Source organism: Flavobacterium sp. YO12, from assembly GCF_004119495.1.
Taxonomy (GTDB): Bacteria; Bacteroidota; Bacteroidia; order Flavobacteriales; family Flavobacteriaceae; genus Flavobacterium.
The window spans coordinates 33,821-50,295 of record NZ_NRQU01000012.1 but is presented as its reverse complement, the minus strand read 5'-3'; the positions used below and the strand labels follow the sequence as shown (position 1 = coordinate 50,295).

Genomic DNA, 16,475 nt, shown 5'->3' with positions numbered 1-16,475 from the left:
AATTTTGAGGGAAATAGAGAAAAGATGACGGAAAAAAGACCAATAACAGGTAATTTCACGTGGATTCCGCAAAAAAAAACAGCCTTTTGGCTGATTTAAGAGAAAATTTCTTTTAAAATCTCTAAAGATTTCGGCTTTTTGAATCCGTCTAAATGAAAACTATAGTAATCAATAATAATTTTTAGCAGCATTTGTCTTTCTACAACATGAAAAACTTTTTGATCGTTATCAAATTTTAAATCGAGTAATTTTCTAAGCAAATTGGTTTCGTGCTCAGAAAGTGTATTTCCGCCTGAAAAAAGTGTAAAAACGCCATCATTCATCTCAAAATGAGGCAGATCAATTTCCGAAACATCTGGATAAAAGCCGAGATATTTTGTAATTTCTAAAAGTAAAATTAAATGAAAATTTGAAATTTCTTCATGATGATCCAGCCAAGTCAATGCGGTTTCTAAAAACACAAAAAGCGATTCGTTTTTTTCTTCTTCTTGAATAGAATAATGAAGCATTTCCGAAAGAAACATTACCATAGTGCTTTTTACAAGATCGGTATGAATACTTTGAAAAGGAACTGCGGTTTTTATTTCTTTAAAATTTTCTAAAGTGCCTTTGTTTTTATGTACGGCTTCAATCTCTAAAATCGACAACGGTTGAAAATAAGCAATTTTCTGACTCGCTTTTCGACTGGAAAATGCATCACGCACAAAATAAGACTTCAAGCCGCTTGAAAGCGTAAAGCATTTTACGATCAGGCTTTTTTCCTGAAATTTTAAAGAGGAGATTACTATGGCTTTTGTTTTAACGAGCACTTTTATATTTTTAGATTATGAGACTTCTTAGTTATTTAGCAATTATCTAATTATCTCAATTTTCACATTATCTAATTATCATCACTTTTTTAACTTTTGTTTCTCCTCCGTCTTGCGCCGAGATAAAAACCATATACACACCAGAGGCTACTTTATATTTACCAAAAGCAGTTGTATCCCATTCTATTGTACCGCCTTCTGAAGTGGTTTCGAAAACAAGATTCCCTTCAATATCAGTAATTTTAACATTGGCTTTATCTAACAATCCAGCCACTTTTATGGTTCCTGAATAGGTTGGACGAACTGGATTTGGATACACATAAACATTACTCAAATCATCATTAGCTCCAGTTGCAACTCCTTTAAATGAAATCATTCCTTTGTTTGTCGCTATAAAAACTTCTCCGGTTACGCTATTAATCTTAATATCATTCACCATATTACTTGGCATTGGCGAATTATTAATAGTAAAATGATATTTTGTTTCCTGCCCGTTAGGCGAAACCATAAAAACTCCAGAATCAGCCGTTCCAATCCATTTATTATTTGATCCATCTACTGCTATAGAAGTAATAAACTGTTCATACATTAGTTCCTGAGCCAAATTATCCTCCATGATAATAATCGGATTTGCCTTTAACTGACTATCAGATTGAAAACTTCCCACGTTCGACAAAACTCTTAATCCTTTTGTAGTTCCTATCCAAAGTTGATTTTTAGTATCTATTATCACAGATCTCACATCTGCAGACGGCAAATTTCCTGCATCAACACCAAATGTCATTTTCTTGAATGCATTTGTACTCTCATTGAAAGCAATCACACCTTCGTTACTTGTCGAAATCCATTTGGTATTATTTCTATCAATAACAATATTAGCATAACTGGTTGTTTCGGCATTATTCAAAATTGAGCTGGTTGCGTAACTCTGCCATTGACCGTTGGCTTTCAAAACTTTCAGTCCATTTTTAATCCTGCTGTTTGTTATCCAGAGGTTTCCGGTTTTATCAAATGCAGTTCCATTTATACGAACATCTTTATAATTTGGCCCTTCATAAGTTATACTTTCCAGGCCGCTGTTTTTTTCGTTATATAAAAAATTAGGAACATCATCTTCTACCCGAAGCAAACCCGAGAAAAAAGAACTTGCATAAACTTGTTTTTCATTTTTAGGATTTACAATAATTCTTGTTATAGATTTTGCATCATATACTTGAGAATACGGAATATTCAGCCAGTTAGAAGATGCGTATTTACTAATTCCGTAACTATCTAAATCGTACGGATTGTAATAAGTATCATAATCTCCATAAACTGCCCAAAGTACATTTGGCGTAACATCTAATGAAAAAATATTATTTCTAAAAGGTCCTGCCGGAGTACTGTTTATAAAAACTCCAGCACTACTAAGCGAAGAAGTCATCAATCCTTTATCTTTTGTTCCAATATATAATAAATCTCCAACTGCTGTAGCACATGTAAAAACCAAACTACTATCTAAAACCTGAGCATTTGAAATCTGACGACTTAAAATCATCTGATTATTATAAACATATACTGTGTTAGGGATTGTAATAAATAAATTTTGGTTTACTGCGCGCATATCAGAAGAAGACTGAGGAAGTTGTAAAAAACCAATAAAACTAATCGAATTATAGCGATGAATATAACCCGAAGCGTTAATTGCTATCAGCTCTAAATCTAAAGCTTCAACACTTGACCAATCGCCGGTATTCACAACAGTCCATTGATTAAAATCATTTAAATTAGCACTTGCTGCATCTGCTTTTCTAATTCCTGAGGAAGTGGCAGCAAAAATAAAACCGTTAAAAAAAGTAGTTTGCTTTACGCTTATTTCAGCACCATTGTCTCCTATAAAATAAGTATCTCCAAACTGCAATGTCGCCAAATTGAACTGTACAATTCCAAAATCGCACGCAACATAGAGCAATCCGTTATGCTCCATTATATGATTGATTTTTTTTAGATTTGAAGGAAGCTGTTTGTTTATAATATCGACTTTCTTGGTTATACTTCCGTCAGTTTCATTAATAATAAGCATTAAACCATTTTCGTAACCAATGATTGTTTTTTTAAAAGCTTCACTATAATAAACCGCAGAAATTGTTTGCCCAGAAAGACCATCTACGGTTGTTTTCGTCTTCAATACATTTGAAGCGGTGTTTTTAAAAAACAATGCATTTTCTGATGCGGCAAAAACTGTATTTGAAGACTCTGAAATATCTTTAATTTCATTGAAGGAAAAATAACCCTGCCATGACAATTGACTTTGCGCAAAACCAAATTGAAACAAAGTCAAAAACAAAATACAAAGCGCCTTTCTTGTCATTATTACTATATTCAGATAGACAAATATACTATAAACAAGTACATTTAATTTTTGTTACTGCACAAAAAAAATGCTCTCGATTCATCCTGAAAGACAAATGAGAGCATTTTTCAATTGTAATTAATCTTACACTACACCTTGAGCAAGCATAGCATCGGCAACTTTAACAAATCCGGCAATGTTAGCTCCTTTTACATAGTTTACATAACCATCTTCTTCTGCACCGTATTTTTTACATTGGTTGTGAATTCCAACCATGATATCTTTCAATCTCAAATCTACTTCTTCACTTGTCCAGTTCAAACGAATTGAGTTTTGTGTCATTTCTAATCCAGACGCTGCAACTCCACCAGCATTCGCTGCTTTTCCTGGAGCAAAAAGTACTTTATTATCTAAGAACAATTTAATAGCATCTAAAGTCGAAGGCATGTTTGCCGCTTCAGTTACACATAAAACACCGTTATCGATAAGTTTCTGAGCATCTTCTCCATTCAATTCATTTTGAGTAGCACAAGGAATAGCGATATCCACTTTTACTTCCCAAGGGCTTTTTCCTTTATGGAAAACAGCATTTGGATATTTCTCTAAATATCTTTCGGCTCTATTATCTCCACTTGCTCTCATTTCGACCATATGATCGATTTTCTCTCCAGAGATTCCTTCTTCATCATAAATATAACCATCAGGACCAGAAATAGTAACTAGTTTACCTCCTAATTCGTTTATTTTTAAGGCAACTCCCCAAGCTACGTTTCCAAATCCAGAAATAGCAACTCTTTTACCTTTAATATCATGCCCAATAGTTCTAAGCATCTGATCTGTAAAGTAAACAACTCCATAACCTGTAGCTTCTGGTCTAATCAAAGAACCACCGTAAGCAATTCCTTTTCCAGTTAAAACTCCAGTAAACTCATTTCTAATTCTTTTGTATTGACCAAAAAGGTAACCAATTTCTCTTGCTCCAACACCAATATCACCAGCAGGGACATCTAAGTCTGGACCAATATGACGGCATAACTCAGTCATAAATGATTGACAGAAACGCATGATCTCTCCATCAGATTTTCCTTCAGGATCAAAATCAGAACCTCCTTTTCCACCACCCATTGGCAGTGTTGTCAAACTATTTTTAAAAACCTGTTCGAAGGCCAAGAATTTCAAAACAGATAAGTTTACTGTGTGATGAAATCTAATTCCTCCTTTGTAAGGTCCAATTGCAGAATTCATTTGAATTCTAAAACCTCTATTTACAATTATTTCTCCTTTGTCGTCAACCCACGGAACTCTAAAAATTATAGATCTTTCCGGCTCAGCAATTCTAAGAAGTAAATTTTTTCCGTCATACTTCTTGCGTTCTGCGATAAATGGGATTACGGTTTCTGCAAATTCTCTAACCGCTTGAAGAAATTCTGGCTCATTTGGATTTTTTGACTCAACTTGAGCCATAAATTCATTTATTTTTTGTTCCATTTTTTTAAATAAATTATTCAAATAATAGTTTAACTTTTAACCCTTTAAAATAAGAAAATACGTTTTAAGAAAACGTTTTCGTTACAACTGACAAAGATACATCAAAATGATCATGCATTGTTATTTTTTTCGTTTTTGAAGAAGAATTGTGTTATTTCTAAACAAACAATCAAATACAATTTTTCCCTTTCGAATTTACATCCAATTGCAGTACTTAAAGTTAGAAAATTAAGTGTTTTGTTACCAATTTTCTAATAGAAGATCATAATATTTTGAATAGATCACGTTTTTTATATATTTACCCAATATTTGAAAGCCTTAAAAATGTGTAAACGCCTATATTTCATTATTTTCGCCTTGTTTGGAATTTCAACAATAAATGCGCAGTCATCTCTTGCACATGAAATAGGAATTATGTTTGGCCCCGTAACTTTTCAATCAGATTATGGTGAGCGAAACAACTTTGACACAAACGCTGGTAATACAGGTTTTGGCGTAGGAATCATTCACTTTCTCAACTTTTCATCAAATAATAACAAAGAGCATTTTTTTTCAGAACACTTCAAAGTGCGCACTGAGTTTTCATTCACTAAAACCAATCTTCATCATTTTGGCAAATGGGTTAGTAAAAATCCTCCAACATTAGGAGTCCAAAGACTTAAAGCCATGAGCGGAAGTACAAGCACGATTAATCTTGGACCGCAATTAGAGTTTTCTCCTTTTATGAAAGTTCACGATTACGAAAATAGTCCTGGAAGTTTAAGCCCTTATGTAAGTTTAGGTTTTCTTGTCAGCTATTACTCAACCAAAACAAAATCTGGTTTCGGCGAATTAGGAACTATTGAAACTACACCCTTAAAATACTTAACTCCTTCTGATGGTCGTGAACATGGCTATTCAAGCGAAAGTAATTTAGTCTTATCAGCAACTGCTGCTGCAGGCATTCATTACAAATTAACCAGAATGAGCGATTTAATGCTTGAAGCACGTTTTCAAGCCTTTAATTCTGACTGGGTCGATGGTTTAAATCCAAACAAAGACATTTACAAAGAAAACAAATCAAACGATTGGCAAGTCTGGTTTAATGCAGGATACATTTATTATCTGGATTTCTAAAAAAACAGGAATAAAAAAAATCCCAAATTCCAATCTTAATTATTTTGGGATTTTTTATTTGAAGATTTAACCTTTATGCTAAAGCTTGTTCTAGATCGGCAATTAAATCTTCGGCATCTTCAATACCTACACTTAATCGAACTAAATCATCTGTAATACCAACTTCGGCTCTTTTATCAGCTGGAATAGAAGCGTGTGTCATTAAAGCTGGATGATTCGCCAAAGACTCTACTCCTCCCAAAGATTCTGCAAGAGTGAAAACTTTTAATTTTTCTAGAAATGCAATAGAATCTTCTTTTTTACCTGATTTAAAAGTAAAAGAAACCATTCCGCCAAAAGCCTTCATTTGTTTCTTAGCGATTTCGTGAAACGGATGGCTTTTTAATCCCGGATAATAAACAGTATCAATTTTTGGATGATTGCTTAAAAACTCCACCACTTTTTCTCCATTTTCACAATGTCTCTGCACTCTTAATGAAAGTGTTTTAATTCCTCTTAAAACTAAAAAACTATCCATTGGTCCAAGTGTAGCACCAGTTGCAAATTGTTGAAAATGCAATTGATCTCCCAAAGCCTCATCTTTTACAATTAAAGCGCCGGCAATAACATCAGAATGTCCGCCTAAATATTTTGTAGCAGAATGCATAACGATATCCGCTCCTAAATCAAGAGGTTTTTGCAGATAAGGCGTTGCAAAAGTATTATCTACAGCAAACAAAATTTTATTCTCTTTTGTGATTTTGGCTACTTCCTCAATATCTGCCAATTTCATCAACGGATTTGTAGGTGTTTCTACCCAAACCAGTTTTGTGTTTTCATTAATTAATGACTTCAATTTTTCAATATCTGTCATATCTACAAAATGAAATTTAATTCCAGAATCTTTATAAATACGAGAAAACATCCTGTATGTTCCTCCATATAAATCATCCATTGCTATAATTTCATCTCCCGCTTTAAACGATCTTAAAATACAATCTGTCGCTGCTAAACCTGATGAAAAAGCTAATCCGCGAGTACCGTTTTCAATACTTGCTAATGCATTTTCTAAAGCGCTTCGAGTTGGGTTTGACGCTCGGCTATATTCGTAATCAGCCAAAGGTTTTCCTGGGCTTGTTTGAATAAAAGTTGAAGTTTGATACACCGGAGGCATAACAGCTCCCGTACTTGGATCATGATGCTGACCACCGTGTATTACCTTAGTATTGAATTTCATATCGTTATAAATTTTAGATCTTTATTTACAGCACAAATTTACCGTTTAATTTATTTTATCGTGACACAACTTCTTACCTTTGTATTTAATTAACACTTATTGATATGAAACATTGTTCTTTTTTAATCTTTTTGTGTTTGATTTTTATAAGCTGCAATAAAGGACTTTCATTTGAAAATGAAACGTTTGAAGAAAAATCAACTATTCCGTGCAAAAATGACTGCCCAAAAATCAGCATCGATATTCCGATAGCAAAAAATAGTTCGCTTGCAGCTGATAGCATCAACAAAAAAGTTTTTGCGGTGGTAAAAGAAATCATTTATTTTGGAGAAGACTCTATAAAAGTGAATGACTATAAATCATTGTCTAAATCTTTTATTACATCCTATGAAGAAATGCATCAAAAATTCCCAAACGACACTTTTGGCTGGGAAGGAAAAATAACTGGAAATATAGAATTTGAATCAGATCAAATTTTAAACATTAAAATAGACCATTATACTTTTACTGGAGGCGCACATGGTTATCAAGGATTTCGATCTTTACTTTTTAATTTAAAAACGGGCAAAACCATTTTTAACAATCAGCTTTTTAAAAATGAAGCAGCATTTCTGGCTTTCGCCGAAAAGGAATTCAGAACTCAATATAACATTCCGCAAAAATCAAATATAAACGCAACAGGATTAATGTTTGAAAACGATAAATTTCATTTGCCTCAGAACATTTTCTATACAGACAAAGGCTTGCTTCTTTACTATAATTCATACGAAGCCGCATCTTATGCCGATGGTCCAAAAAAGATTTTATTCCCTTATGATAAAGTCAGTAAATATTTGAAATTTCAATAATTTAGACGCACTGCAGTGCGTCTCTACAGAAAAAACCTAAGAACCTCAGCATCTCAGTACCTTAGCACCTTATCTACTGAACATCATATTTCATTTTGCGCAAAACACGTAAAGCTTCTTTAAAAGACAAATACACTTGCCCAAAAGGTTTCAACAACAACTTAGCATCTATCAGTTTTTGCTTGGCTTCTTCGAAACCATTCAAATAACAAATCATAAAAGTCGAAGGAAGATTCTCCAGATCTTTTAATTCCCGCTCTGATAAAGCAATGCCTTTTTGCAATTTTTGAAGTAATGCCATATTCGAGTTATAAATATGGTAAAGCATTTTCCTGTTGAATTCTGGAGGCTGAAAAAGTATTTCACGATCAATTTTATAGTAGCCATTATCAAAAAAATGGATAGTTTGTTTCTCCAAAGGATAATAACTCGTTTTATCGTTTAACCCAAGCGGCACATACTCTGTTATTGTAAAACTATCATCGTCGTAAACAATCGTAACAACATCTTGCGCTGAGTAGAACAGCTTAATTTGTTCGTTTATTAATTCAATATCAACTCGAGACAAGAATGTTTTATCACGAGATTTTTTAGGAACACCAGCCCAGCAAATCACAAATAATTCTTTAAAAACGTAATATTTAGGCGACATGTCTTTGTGCCTGAAATTCATAAAATCAATTACGCCATCCAGCGTATATTGAATACTGTTTCGAGAACTATTTTCTATACCAATTACGGTTTCTGTATTTTGATAATTTTTTTCAACTTCTTCACTAATTTCTAAAGGAATCGAATTACTACCACGCCTCACAAAAATACTGTTAGCAAGAATGGTGTGAATTCCTTTTTTAAAATACGAAATTTTGCTTTTAGGTTTAATCGTAACCAATCCAACTACTTTATCTTTTGGAAGATTTGGAAACGGCACGTTTTCGTACTGTATTTTAGGAGGGTTTTCAAGGAAAGCATTTACAAGGTTTTGAATACGGCTGTCATCAAAAAAGTCGTCTCCTACAATCTCATTATCATGATCTTCGACACCAACAACAATATAAGAATTATTGGTTGGATTTGAATTTGACAAAGCACAAATATGCTTCAAAAACTTGCCCTTTCCTTCTCTCGAATGTAAATTTAACTGCCTCTTTTTATCATAAAAACTGCTCTCGTCATTGTGAGCAAGTAGGTTTTTTATTAAAAGGCGTTTATTGATCATTCTTTTTAGATTATTAGACTAGCTTAGACATTTAGACTTCTTAGATTTTTACCGTAATAAACTTCAAATCTAAGAAGTCTAAGTTAGTCTAAAAAATCTAAATTAGTCTCTTTTAACAATAGTAGAAGAGGCCTGTGCTGTACTCATCACAACTAAATCGGCAATATTTACATGATATGGTCTTGAAACTACAAAATGAATAATATCTGCGATATCTTCTGCCTGCAGCGGATCAAAACCTTTGTAAACGTTTGAAGCTCTTTCGGCATCTCCTTTAAAACGTACTTCACTAAATTCTGTTTCTACCATTCCGGGATGAATAGCTCCCACTCTAATTCCAAACGGATTTAAGTCAATTCGCATTCCAGCAGTAATTGCATCAACAGCGTGTTTGGTTCCGCAATACACATTCCCATTCGGATAAACTTCTTTTGCAGCGGTTGAACCAATATTAATGATATGACCCGATTGTTTTGCTGTCATTTTCGGAATTACCGCTTTTGAAACATACAAAAGTCCTTTTACATTTATATCAATCATAGCATCCCAATCGTCTAAATCTCCTGTTTGAATTGGATCTAAACCGTGTGCGTTTCCTGCATTGTTAATCAACACATCAATATCTGAAAAATCTGCAGGAAGAGATTCTATTTTTTCAAGAACATCATTTTTATCACGAACATCAAAAGAAAGCGAATGCACTTCGGTAAAAGCAGAAAGTTCTTTTTCTAATTCTTCTAAACGTTCTTTACGTCTGCCGCAAAGAATAATTTTATAGCTATTTTTTGCTAGAATTTGAGCGGTTGCTTTTCCTATTCCGCTTGTCGCACCAGTAATTAAAACTGTTTTTTTCATTATTAAATTTTGTTTTTAACACATAGAGACATAGTTTTAAAAATTCAAAAAAGGCGTTTCACTTGCATTAACAAACATAGCTATGTGTAAATGCTTGTCATTTATTTTTACCTTCTTAAAAACAATAAAATTCTATGTTTCTATGTGTTTATTTTATAAGCCAACGATTCAGCTAATTTTGTCCATTTTTATTTTTCCAAATCTCCAAATTCAAAACCATATTAAGCGCCGTCCAAGTTTCACCTTCTACTTCTCTTATTAGCTTTTTATCTGGATTTATACTGAATCCTACTTTTTCGTAACATTTTATAGCGCCAATATTAAAATCAAAAACATTCAATTCGATATGTCGCTCTTTTCGGTTTTCAAAAATGAACTTCAACAATAAAATCAACATTTGCCCACCAACACCTCTTCCTCTTTGATTTTTATCAATGACAAGAATTCGTCCCAGTTTTGCAGAATCATCTTTAAAATAAATTTCAGAATGTCCTATCGTAGTATCCTCAGAAGTATTTACAACTCTAAAAGCAATTCTGTTTTCATCAGAAAGCGTTTTATCAATTTGCTCTTCCGTTAACGGAAAAGTAAATTCTGGTCCGCCAAATTGCATTAATTCTTTTGCATTTTTAATAGAATTGATCAATTCTGGATAAAACTCTTTAGTAAACTTTTCTAGTCGAATCATTTCAGAATATATCGATTAAGGCACATCATCACCCATACTTTCAGTCCAAATTGCAAACCAGTCTTCTTTATCCATTTGCAGTTCAACAGCTTTCATTAATGCTTGAATTCTAGCAATGTTTACTGTTCCAGCAATTGGAATAACTCCTGATGGATGTTTTAAAATCCAAGCTAGTAAAAGTGTATCAGAACCAAAACCATATTTCTGAACTAAATCTGCCAATAATTTTTTCAAACGACGCGTTTTTTTCGTGTCTTCTCTAAATACGGTACCAAGCGGATTCCATGATAACGGACGGATTCCGTGTGTTTGCATATAATCTAAACTTCCATCAACCATTGCTTCATAATGAGTTGCCGAAAATTGAACCTGATTGTAGCTCACTTCTGTTTTCTGACGAATCAATTCTGTTTGAGAGCTGGTGAAATTTGAAAGTCCAAAATCAACAATTTTTCCTTCTGATTTTAATTTTTCAACAGCTTCCGCAATTTCGTCAGCCTGCATCAATGGACTTGGTCTGTGCAATAAAAACACATCAACGAAATCTGTTTTTAATTTTTTAAGAGATTCTTCGACAGACCAAATAATATATTCTTTAGAATAATCGTAATGTTTGATTTTGTTAGTACGGCTTTCAGCAATCATCTGAATACCGCATTTAGTAATTAATTGTAGTTTTTCACGCGAAATTTTGCTGGCTTTAAAAGCCTTTCCAAAATCGGCTTCAGTAGTGTAGCCTCCATAAATATCGGCATGATCAAAAGTGGTGATTTTATTTTCGACACAAATTTGTATCATATTCTCCATCTCTTTAGTTGTTAGGTTTTTATCCCAAACTCCCCAATTCATAGTGCCCGAAATAATAGGCGATAATGCTGTTTTACTCATGGTTTTATTGTATTATTTTTGCTAATATGTATGCTTTTTAAAAGCATAATCATCAAAGTTCTTAAAAATATAAAAATAGATTCACAATTCGTCCTTAAAATTAGAACTTTGGTCGAAGTTTTAACCATTCTTTAACATCTTACTTCTCAAAAAATAGTCAATTTGCACTCTCAAAATTCAGGCATAAAAATCAAGGTTTTAAAAATATTTATATGGAAGAAAATACAACGACTTTAGACATTAGAGCGATAAATGAAAAAATTGAGAGAGAAAGCGCTTTTATAGACCTTCTTACAATGGAAATGAACAAAGTTATTGTGGGTCAGAAACATATGGTCGAGCGTTTGTTGATTGGTCTTTTAGGTCAAGGACATATTTTGCTTGAAGGAGTACCTGGATTAGCAAAGACATTGGCAATAAATACTTTGTCGCAAGCAGTTCAAGGATCTTTCAGCCGTATCCAGTTTACCCCTGACTTATTGCCTGCCGATGTTATCGGAACGATGATTTACAACATTAAAGCAAACGAATTTTCTATTAAAAAAGGACCAATCTTTGCTAATTTCGTACTTGCCGATGAGATTAACCGTGCTCCTGCAAAAGTACAATCAGCTCTTTTAGAGGCGATGCAGGAAAAGCAAGTTACTATTGGTGACACCACTTTCAAACTAGACCGTCCATTTTTAGTATTAGCGACTCAAAACCCTGTTGAGCAAGAAGGAACTTATCAGCTTCCTGAAGCACAGGTTGACCGTTTTATGCTTAAAACAGTAATTGATTATCCAAAAATCGACGAAGAGCGTTTTGTAATTCGTCAAAACTTAAAAGGATCTTACGAAAAAGTAAATCCTGTAGTTTCTGTAGAACAAATTTTACGTGCGCAAGAAGCAGTTCGCGAAGTTTATATGGATGAAAAAATCGAAAAATACATCTTAGATATCATCTTTGCTACTCGTTATCCAGAGAAATACAAACTTGCCGATTTAAAACCTCTTATCAGTTTTGGAGCGTCTCCGCGTGGAAGTATCAATTTAGCTAATGCAGCAAAATGTTACGCTTTCATCAAACGTCGCGGATATGTAATTCCAGAAGATGTTCGTGCAGTTGTACATGATGTTTTACGTCATAGAGTTGGAATAACTTATGAAGCTGAAGCTGAAAACATTACTTCTGTAGACATTATCAACAAAATCGTAAACGAGATTGAAGTACCTTAAAAAAAGTGCTCAGTGTTCAGGTTTTTAGTATTCAGTTACAACTGATACTTTAATCCTTGAACACTAAAATAAAGAAAGACCTTTTAGAATTTGAACTTAACTGAACACTTTCTAACTGATCACTGAACACTAATAAAAAATGGATACAAAAGAGCTTTTAAAAAAAGTACGGAAAATAGAAATCAAAACTAAAAGACTGAGTAATCATATCTTTTCGGGAGAGTACCATTCTTCATTTAAAGGGCGCGGAATGACTTTTAGCGAGGTGCGCCAATACCAATATGGCGATGATATTCGTAATATAGATTGGAATGTTACCGCACGCTATAATGAAGCCCACGTAAAAGTTTTTGAAGAAGAACGCGAATTAACCATGGTTTTAATGGTTGATATTTCGGGCTCTGAAGGTTTTGGATCTAAAAGTCAGTTTAAAAAAGACATCGTCACCGAAATTGCGGCAACGATGGCTTTTTCGGCTACACAAAATAATGACAAAATTGGTTTAATCCTTTTTTCTGACAATGTAGAATTGTATATTCCGCCAAAAAAAGGACGCTCACACGTATTGAGAATCATTCGTGAATTGATCGAGTTTGAACCAAAAAGTCAAAAAACTGATATTGCTCAAGCTTTAAAATTTTTATCGGGAACTCAGAAAAAGAAAGCAATTGTTTTTATGATTTCTGATTTCATGTCTGAAAATTATGAGCAGACTTTAAAAATTGCTTCTAAAAAACATGACATTACGGGAGTTAGAGTATATGACCTGCGTGAAGAAAAAATTCCAAATTTAGGAATGGTCACAATGCTTGATGCCGAAACTGGTAAAATTCAATTGGTCGATACCGGTTCAAAAACCGTGAGAATAAATTACGAGAAACATTACCTTGAAAGAGTTAATTATTTTAAAGAAATCTTTAGCAAATCTGGTGCTGGTGTTGTAAACACAAGAGTTGACGAAAATTATGTAACCAAATTATTAGGTTATTTTAAATCAAGATAATTTAGATTATTAGACTTCTTAGATTGTTAGAATATTAGATTTCAAACAAGATTGAAGAATAAAAACATCAACAAAAATCCGCTTAAATCTGCGTCATCTGTATACCATGTTTAAGCTTTCGTTTTAGACTAAAATCTGAAATCAAAAATCAAATGAAATTAAAGTTTTACATATTTTTATTTTTACTTACTTCGACTATTTTCGCTCAGCAAAAACAAGTTGAAACAAGCATTGATACTACAAAAAATAAAATTGGAGCTGAATTTAAGCTGACTCTTAAAACAACTGTTAATTCGAGTTCGAAAGTAGTTTTCCCTAAGCTAAAAAAAATTGGTGCTCTAGAAGTAATTCAATCGTACCCAATTGATACTGTTAAGAAAAATGACACTTACGAGTTAATCAAAAAATATGGCTTAACACAATTTGATTCAGGAAAGTATGTAATTCCTAGTGTTCAGATTCTAATCGACAAAAAACCTTATTTATCAGATTCTATTAAAGTAGAAGTTGCCAATGTAAAAGTGGATACGCTGCAGCAAAAAATGTATGACATCAAAGACATTTCGACTGTTGACAACGGTATTGGCGATTGGTGGAAATATGTTTTAGCATTGATTATCATTTTAGGAATTGGTGCTTTTGTATACTGGTATGTTAAAAAACATCAGAAAAAGAAAATCGAAGAAGAAGTTTATAAAACTCCAATTGAAAAAGCGACTAGTTTATTAAACAATCTAGAACAAAAAGAACTGGTTCAAAAAGGAGAAATTAAAGAATATTATAGTGAACTAACTGATATTGCTCGTAATTACATTGAAGAAGCCATTCATATTCCTGCAATGGAAAGCACAACTTCTGAATTAATTCAAGCAATTAGAACTGCTTCAACTAAAAAGAAAATGGCTTTAACGCCAGAAACCGTTGAAAATCTAGAACGTGTATTGCGTCAGGCTGATTTAGTAAAATTTGCAAAATCTAAACCATTGGATTTTGAAATTACTGATGACAGAAATAAAATTCAAAAAGTAATTCTAACACTGGACAATGCTATTCCAACAGAAGTTCCAGCTGAAGAAGAAGATCAATTATTGAATGAAGCTCAAAAGCAAAAACAAATTCAGCTTCAATTAAAAAAACAAAGAAACAAACGTATTGCAATTGCAGCTGGTTCAGTTGTTTTTTTACTATTCGCAACAACAACTTTCTTTATTGCTACAAAAGGTTTTGCATACGTAAAAGACAATATTATTGGGCATCCGTCTAAAGAATTATTAGAAGGAGAATGGGTAAAAAGTGAATACGGAAATCCGGGCGTTATTATTGAAACTCCAAAGGTTTTAAAACGTATGGATGCTTTAAAAGCACTTCCGAAGGAAACTATGGCTTTGATAAAGGAAATGCAGCTTTTTGCGTATGGCAGTATGATTGATAATTTTTATGTTGCTGTTTCTACCACACAATTTAAAACGCCAACTGAAATCGATTTATCAAAAGCTTTAGAAGGAAGTCTAAAAGTAATCGAACTTCAAGGAGGTCAAAACATAATCGTTAAGCAAGAAGATTTCCAAACCAATCAAGGAATTCAAGGCGTAAAAGGTTACGGAACAATGAGCATTTTAAATCCGACGACTAAAACTAGTACAAAAGCATATTACGAAATCTTGTTGTTTAAACAAGATCAAGGATTACAGCAGATAGTTATTTTACACGAGGAGGGCGATACGTATGCTAACGACATCACAACCCGAATTTTAAATTCTGTTGAACTTAAAAAGGCAAGTAACTAATGAACAATAAGATCACTTTTTTAAATCCAGAATTTTTTTGGTTGTTTCTATTAATTCCAATCGCTATTGCTTGGTTTTTTTGGAAAAGAAATCAGCAGTCGGCTACATTAAAAATGAGCTCGACAGCAGGTTTTAAAAACAGCGAATCGTTATTAACAAAATTAAAACCTTTTCTATACGTTTTTAGAATCATTGCTTTATGTTCTTTAATTATTGCTCTTGCAAGACCAAGAACGGTAGATATCAGCAATCAAACAAAAACGACAAAAGGAATTGATATTGTAATGGCAATTGACGTATCTGGAAGTATGCTTGCAAAAGATTTAAAGCCAAACCGTATGGAAGCTTTAAAAAGAGTTGCTGCAGATTTTGTTGAAGAAAGACCAAACGACAGAATCGGTTTAGTTTTATATGCTTCTGAAGCGTATACTAAAACACCTGTTACAAGCGACAAACCAATTATTCTTGAAGCAATAAAAGGAATTCGATATGACACTGTTCTGCAAGACGGAACTGGAATTGGAATGGGTTTAGCAACTGCCGTAAATCGTCTTAAAGATAGTAAAGCAAAAAGCAGAGTTGTTATTTTAATGACTGATGGTGTTAATAATGCAGGTTTTATTGAACCAGAAACTGCTGCTGATATTGCCAAACAATATGGCATAAAAGTATACACGATTGGTATTGGAACAAACGGAATGGCAGAATCCCCTTATGCATACGCACCAAACGGAGGTTTTTTATTCAAAATGCAAAAGGTTGAAATCGACGAAAGATTAATGAAAAATATCGCTCGAAAAACAGATGGAACTTATTTTAGAGCAACAAGCAACGACAAGTTAGCCGAAATATACAATGCAATTAACAAACTAGAAACAACAGAAATCCAAGAATTAAAATTCTATGATTACGACGAAAAATATAGAGGTTTTGTTTTACTAGCTGCCTTTTTACTATTGTTAGAAGTTGGTTTAAGAAACACGGTTTATAGAAGCTTTATTTAAAGAAA

General features: G+C 33.2%; 14 protein-coding genes. 6 read left to right on the top strand and 8 right to left on the bottom strand.

The genetic code is table 11. From position 1 onward, the window contains the following. Nucleotides 1-95: 95 nt before the first annotated feature. The 3 genes from recO to gdhA all read right to left on the bottom strand — a co-directional run bounded on the left by recO (nt 96) and on the right by gdhA (nt 4,629). Nucleotides 96-809 carry a DNA repair protein RecO gene (gene recO, locus BOW55_RS05860; RefSeq protein WP_129023377.1) on the bottom strand — a complete coding sequence of 238 codons (714 nt, stop codon included), beginning with the start codon at nt 807-809 and terminating at the stop codon, nt 96-98. 67 nt (nt 810-876) lie between these two features. Beyond that, nucleotides 877-3,159 (bottom strand): T9SS type A sorting domain-containing protein, encoded by a 2,283-nt coding sequence (locus BOW55_RS05855; RefSeq protein WP_129023376.1) that lies wholly within the window; start codon nt 3,157-3,159, stop codon nt 877-879. A 126-nt stretch (nt 3,160-3,285) separates the two neighbouring features. Next, entirely contained in the window at nt 3,286-4,629 is a 1,344-nt protein-coding gene (gene gdhA / locus BOW55_RS05850) for an NADP-specific glutamate dehydrogenase (protein ID WP_129023375.1), read from the bottom strand. 324 nt (nt 4,630-4,953) lie between these two features. On the opposite strand from gdhA, the gene BOW55_RS05845 reads away from it, so the two are divergent. Continuing rightward, nucleotides 4,954-5,745, top strand: coding sequence for a glutamate dehydrogenase (locus tag BOW55_RS05845; RefSeq protein ID WP_129023374.1), 792 nt, complete (start codon nt 4,954-4,956; stop codon nt 5,743-5,745). A 73-nt stretch (nt 5,746-5,818) separates the two neighbouring features. Here the strand turns inward: BOW55_RS05845 and BOW55_RS05840 are convergent, their stop codons facing one another. Beyond that, nucleotides 5,819-6,961 carry a cystathionine gamma-synthase gene (locus tag BOW55_RS05840; protein WP_089053293.1) on the bottom strand — a complete coding sequence of 381 codons (1,143 nt, stop codon included), beginning with the start codon at nt 6,959-6,961 and terminating at the stop codon, nt 5,819-5,821. Nucleotides 6,962-7,065: 104 nt separating this feature from the next. Here BOW55_RS05840 and BOW55_RS05835 point away from each other — a divergent pair, with 104 nt between their 5' ends. Continuing rightward, complete coding sequence (locus tag BOW55_RS05835; protein WP_129023373.1) at nt 7,066-7,809, top strand: DUF3298 and DUF4163 domain-containing protein; 744 nt, start codon at nt 7,066-7,068, stop codon at nt 7,807-7,809. Nucleotides 7,810-7,882: 73 nt separating this feature from the next. Here BOW55_RS05835 and BOW55_RS05830 read toward each other — a convergent pair whose 3' ends face one another. From BOW55_RS05830 to BOW55_RS05815, 4 genes are all read right to left on the bottom strand, one after another. After that, nucleotides 7,883-9,028, bottom strand: a complete 1,146-nt coding sequence (locus tag BOW55_RS05830) for an ATP-binding protein (protein ID WP_089053295.1) — start codon at nt 9,026-9,028, stop codon at nt 7,883-7,885. 102 nt (nt 9,029-9,130) lie between these two features. Continuing rightward, the gene (locus BOW55_RS05825; protein WP_129023372.1) at nt 9,131-9,883 is read right to left on the bottom strand and encodes an SDR family NAD(P)-dependent oxidoreductase; all 753 of its coding nucleotides are present in this window, start codon (nt 9,881-9,883) and stop codon (nt 9,131-9,133) included. Nucleotides 9,884-10,055: 172 nt separating this feature from the next. Continuing rightward, the gene (locus BOW55_RS05820; RefSeq protein WP_129023371.1) at nt 10,056-10,571 is read right to left on the bottom strand and encodes a GNAT family N-acetyltransferase; all 516 of its coding nucleotides are present in this window, start codon (nt 10,569-10,571) and stop codon (nt 10,056-10,058) included. 15 nt (nt 10,572-10,586) lie between these two features. Beyond that, a complete protein-coding gene (locus BOW55_RS05815) occupies nt 10,587-11,459 on the bottom strand; it encodes an aldo/keto reductase family oxidoreductase (protein ID WP_129023370.1) in 873 nt (290 codons plus the stop codon). Nucleotides 11,460-11,671: 212 nt separating this feature from the next. Between BOW55_RS05815 and BOW55_RS05810 the strand changes: the two genes are divergently transcribed. The 4 genes from BOW55_RS05810 (at nt 11,672) to BOW55_RS05795 (ending at nt 16,470) form a co-directional block, all read left to right on the top strand. Then, the gene (locus tag BOW55_RS05810; RefSeq protein ID WP_017497457.1) at nt 11,672-12,676 is read left to right on the top strand and encodes a MoxR family ATPase; all 1,005 of its coding nucleotides are present in this window, start codon (nt 11,672-11,674) and stop codon (nt 12,674-12,676) included. A 139-nt stretch (nt 12,677-12,815) separates the two neighbouring features. Beyond that, nucleotides 12,816-13,679, top strand: a complete 864-nt coding sequence (locus BOW55_RS05805) for a DUF58 domain-containing protein (protein WP_129023369.1) — start codon at nt 12,816-12,818, stop codon at nt 13,677-13,679. Between the two features lie 152 nt (nt 13,680-13,831). Continuing rightward, complete coding sequence (locus tag BOW55_RS05800) at nt 13,832-15,466, top strand: hypothetical protein (RefSeq protein WP_129023368.1); 1,635 nt, start codon at nt 13,832-13,834, stop codon at nt 15,464-15,466. After that, nucleotides 15,466-16,470, top strand: a complete 1,005-nt coding sequence (locus BOW55_RS05795) for a VWA domain-containing protein (RefSeq protein WP_089053301.1) — start codon at nt 15,466-15,468, stop codon at nt 16,468-16,470. The genes BOW55_RS05800 and BOW55_RS05795 overlap by 1 nt, the downstream gene beginning before the upstream one ends. Nucleotides 16,471-16,475 lie beyond the last annotated feature (5 nt).

Excerpts from the sequence above, each read along its gene's own strand:
- BOW55_RS05825 (WP_129023372.1), bottom strand. The coding sequence starts at position 9,883 with ATGAAAAAAACAGTTTTAATTACTGGTGCGACAAGCGGAATAGGAAAA.
- BOW55_RS05820 (WP_129023371.1), bottom strand. The coding sequence starts at position 10,571 with ATGATTCGACTAGAAAAGTTTACTAAAGAGTTTTATCCAGAATTGATC.
- BOW55_RS05805 (WP_129023369.1), top strand. The coding sequence starts at position 12,816 with ATGGATACAAAAGAGCTTTTAAAAAAAGTACGGAAAATAGAAATCAAA.
- BOW55_RS05845 (WP_129023374.1), top strand. The coding sequence starts at position 4,954 with ATGTGTAAACGCCTATATTTCATTATTTTCGCCTTGTTTGGAATTTCA.
- BOW55_RS05840 (WP_089053293.1), bottom strand. The coding sequence starts at position 6,961 with ATGAAATTCAATACTAAGGTAATACACGGTGGTCAGCATCATGATCCA.
- BOW55_RS05795 (WP_089053301.1), top strand. The coding sequence starts at position 15,466 with ATGAACAATAAGATCACTTTTTTAAATCCAGAATTTTTTTGGTTGTTT.
- BOW55_RS05815 (WP_129023370.1), bottom strand. The coding sequence starts at position 11,459 with ATGAGTAAAACAGCATTATCGCCTATTATTTCGGGCACTATGAATTGG.
- BOW55_RS05855 (WP_129023376.1), bottom strand. The coding sequence starts at position 3,159 with ATGACAAGAAAGGCGCTTTGTATTTTGTTTTTGACTTTGTTTCAATTT.
- BOW55_RS05810 (WP_017497457.1), top strand. The coding sequence starts at position 11,672 with ATGGAAGAAAATACAACGACTTTAGACATTAGAGCGATAAATGAAAAA.
- BOW55_RS05800 (WP_129023368.1), top strand. The coding sequence starts at position 13,832 with ATGAAATTAAAGTTTTACATATTTTTATTTTTACTTACTTCGACTATT.
- gdhA (WP_129023375.1), bottom strand. The coding sequence starts at position 4,629 with ATGGAACAAAAAATAAATGAATTTATGGCTCAAGTTGAGTCAAAAAAT.
- BOW55_RS05835 (WP_129023373.1), top strand. The coding sequence starts at position 7,066 with ATGAAACATTGTTCTTTTTTAATCTTTTTGTGTTTGATTTTTATAAGC.
- BOW55_RS05830 (WP_089053295.1), bottom strand. The coding sequence starts at position 9,028 with ATGATCAATAAACGCCTTTTAATAAAAAACCTACTTGCTCACAATGAC.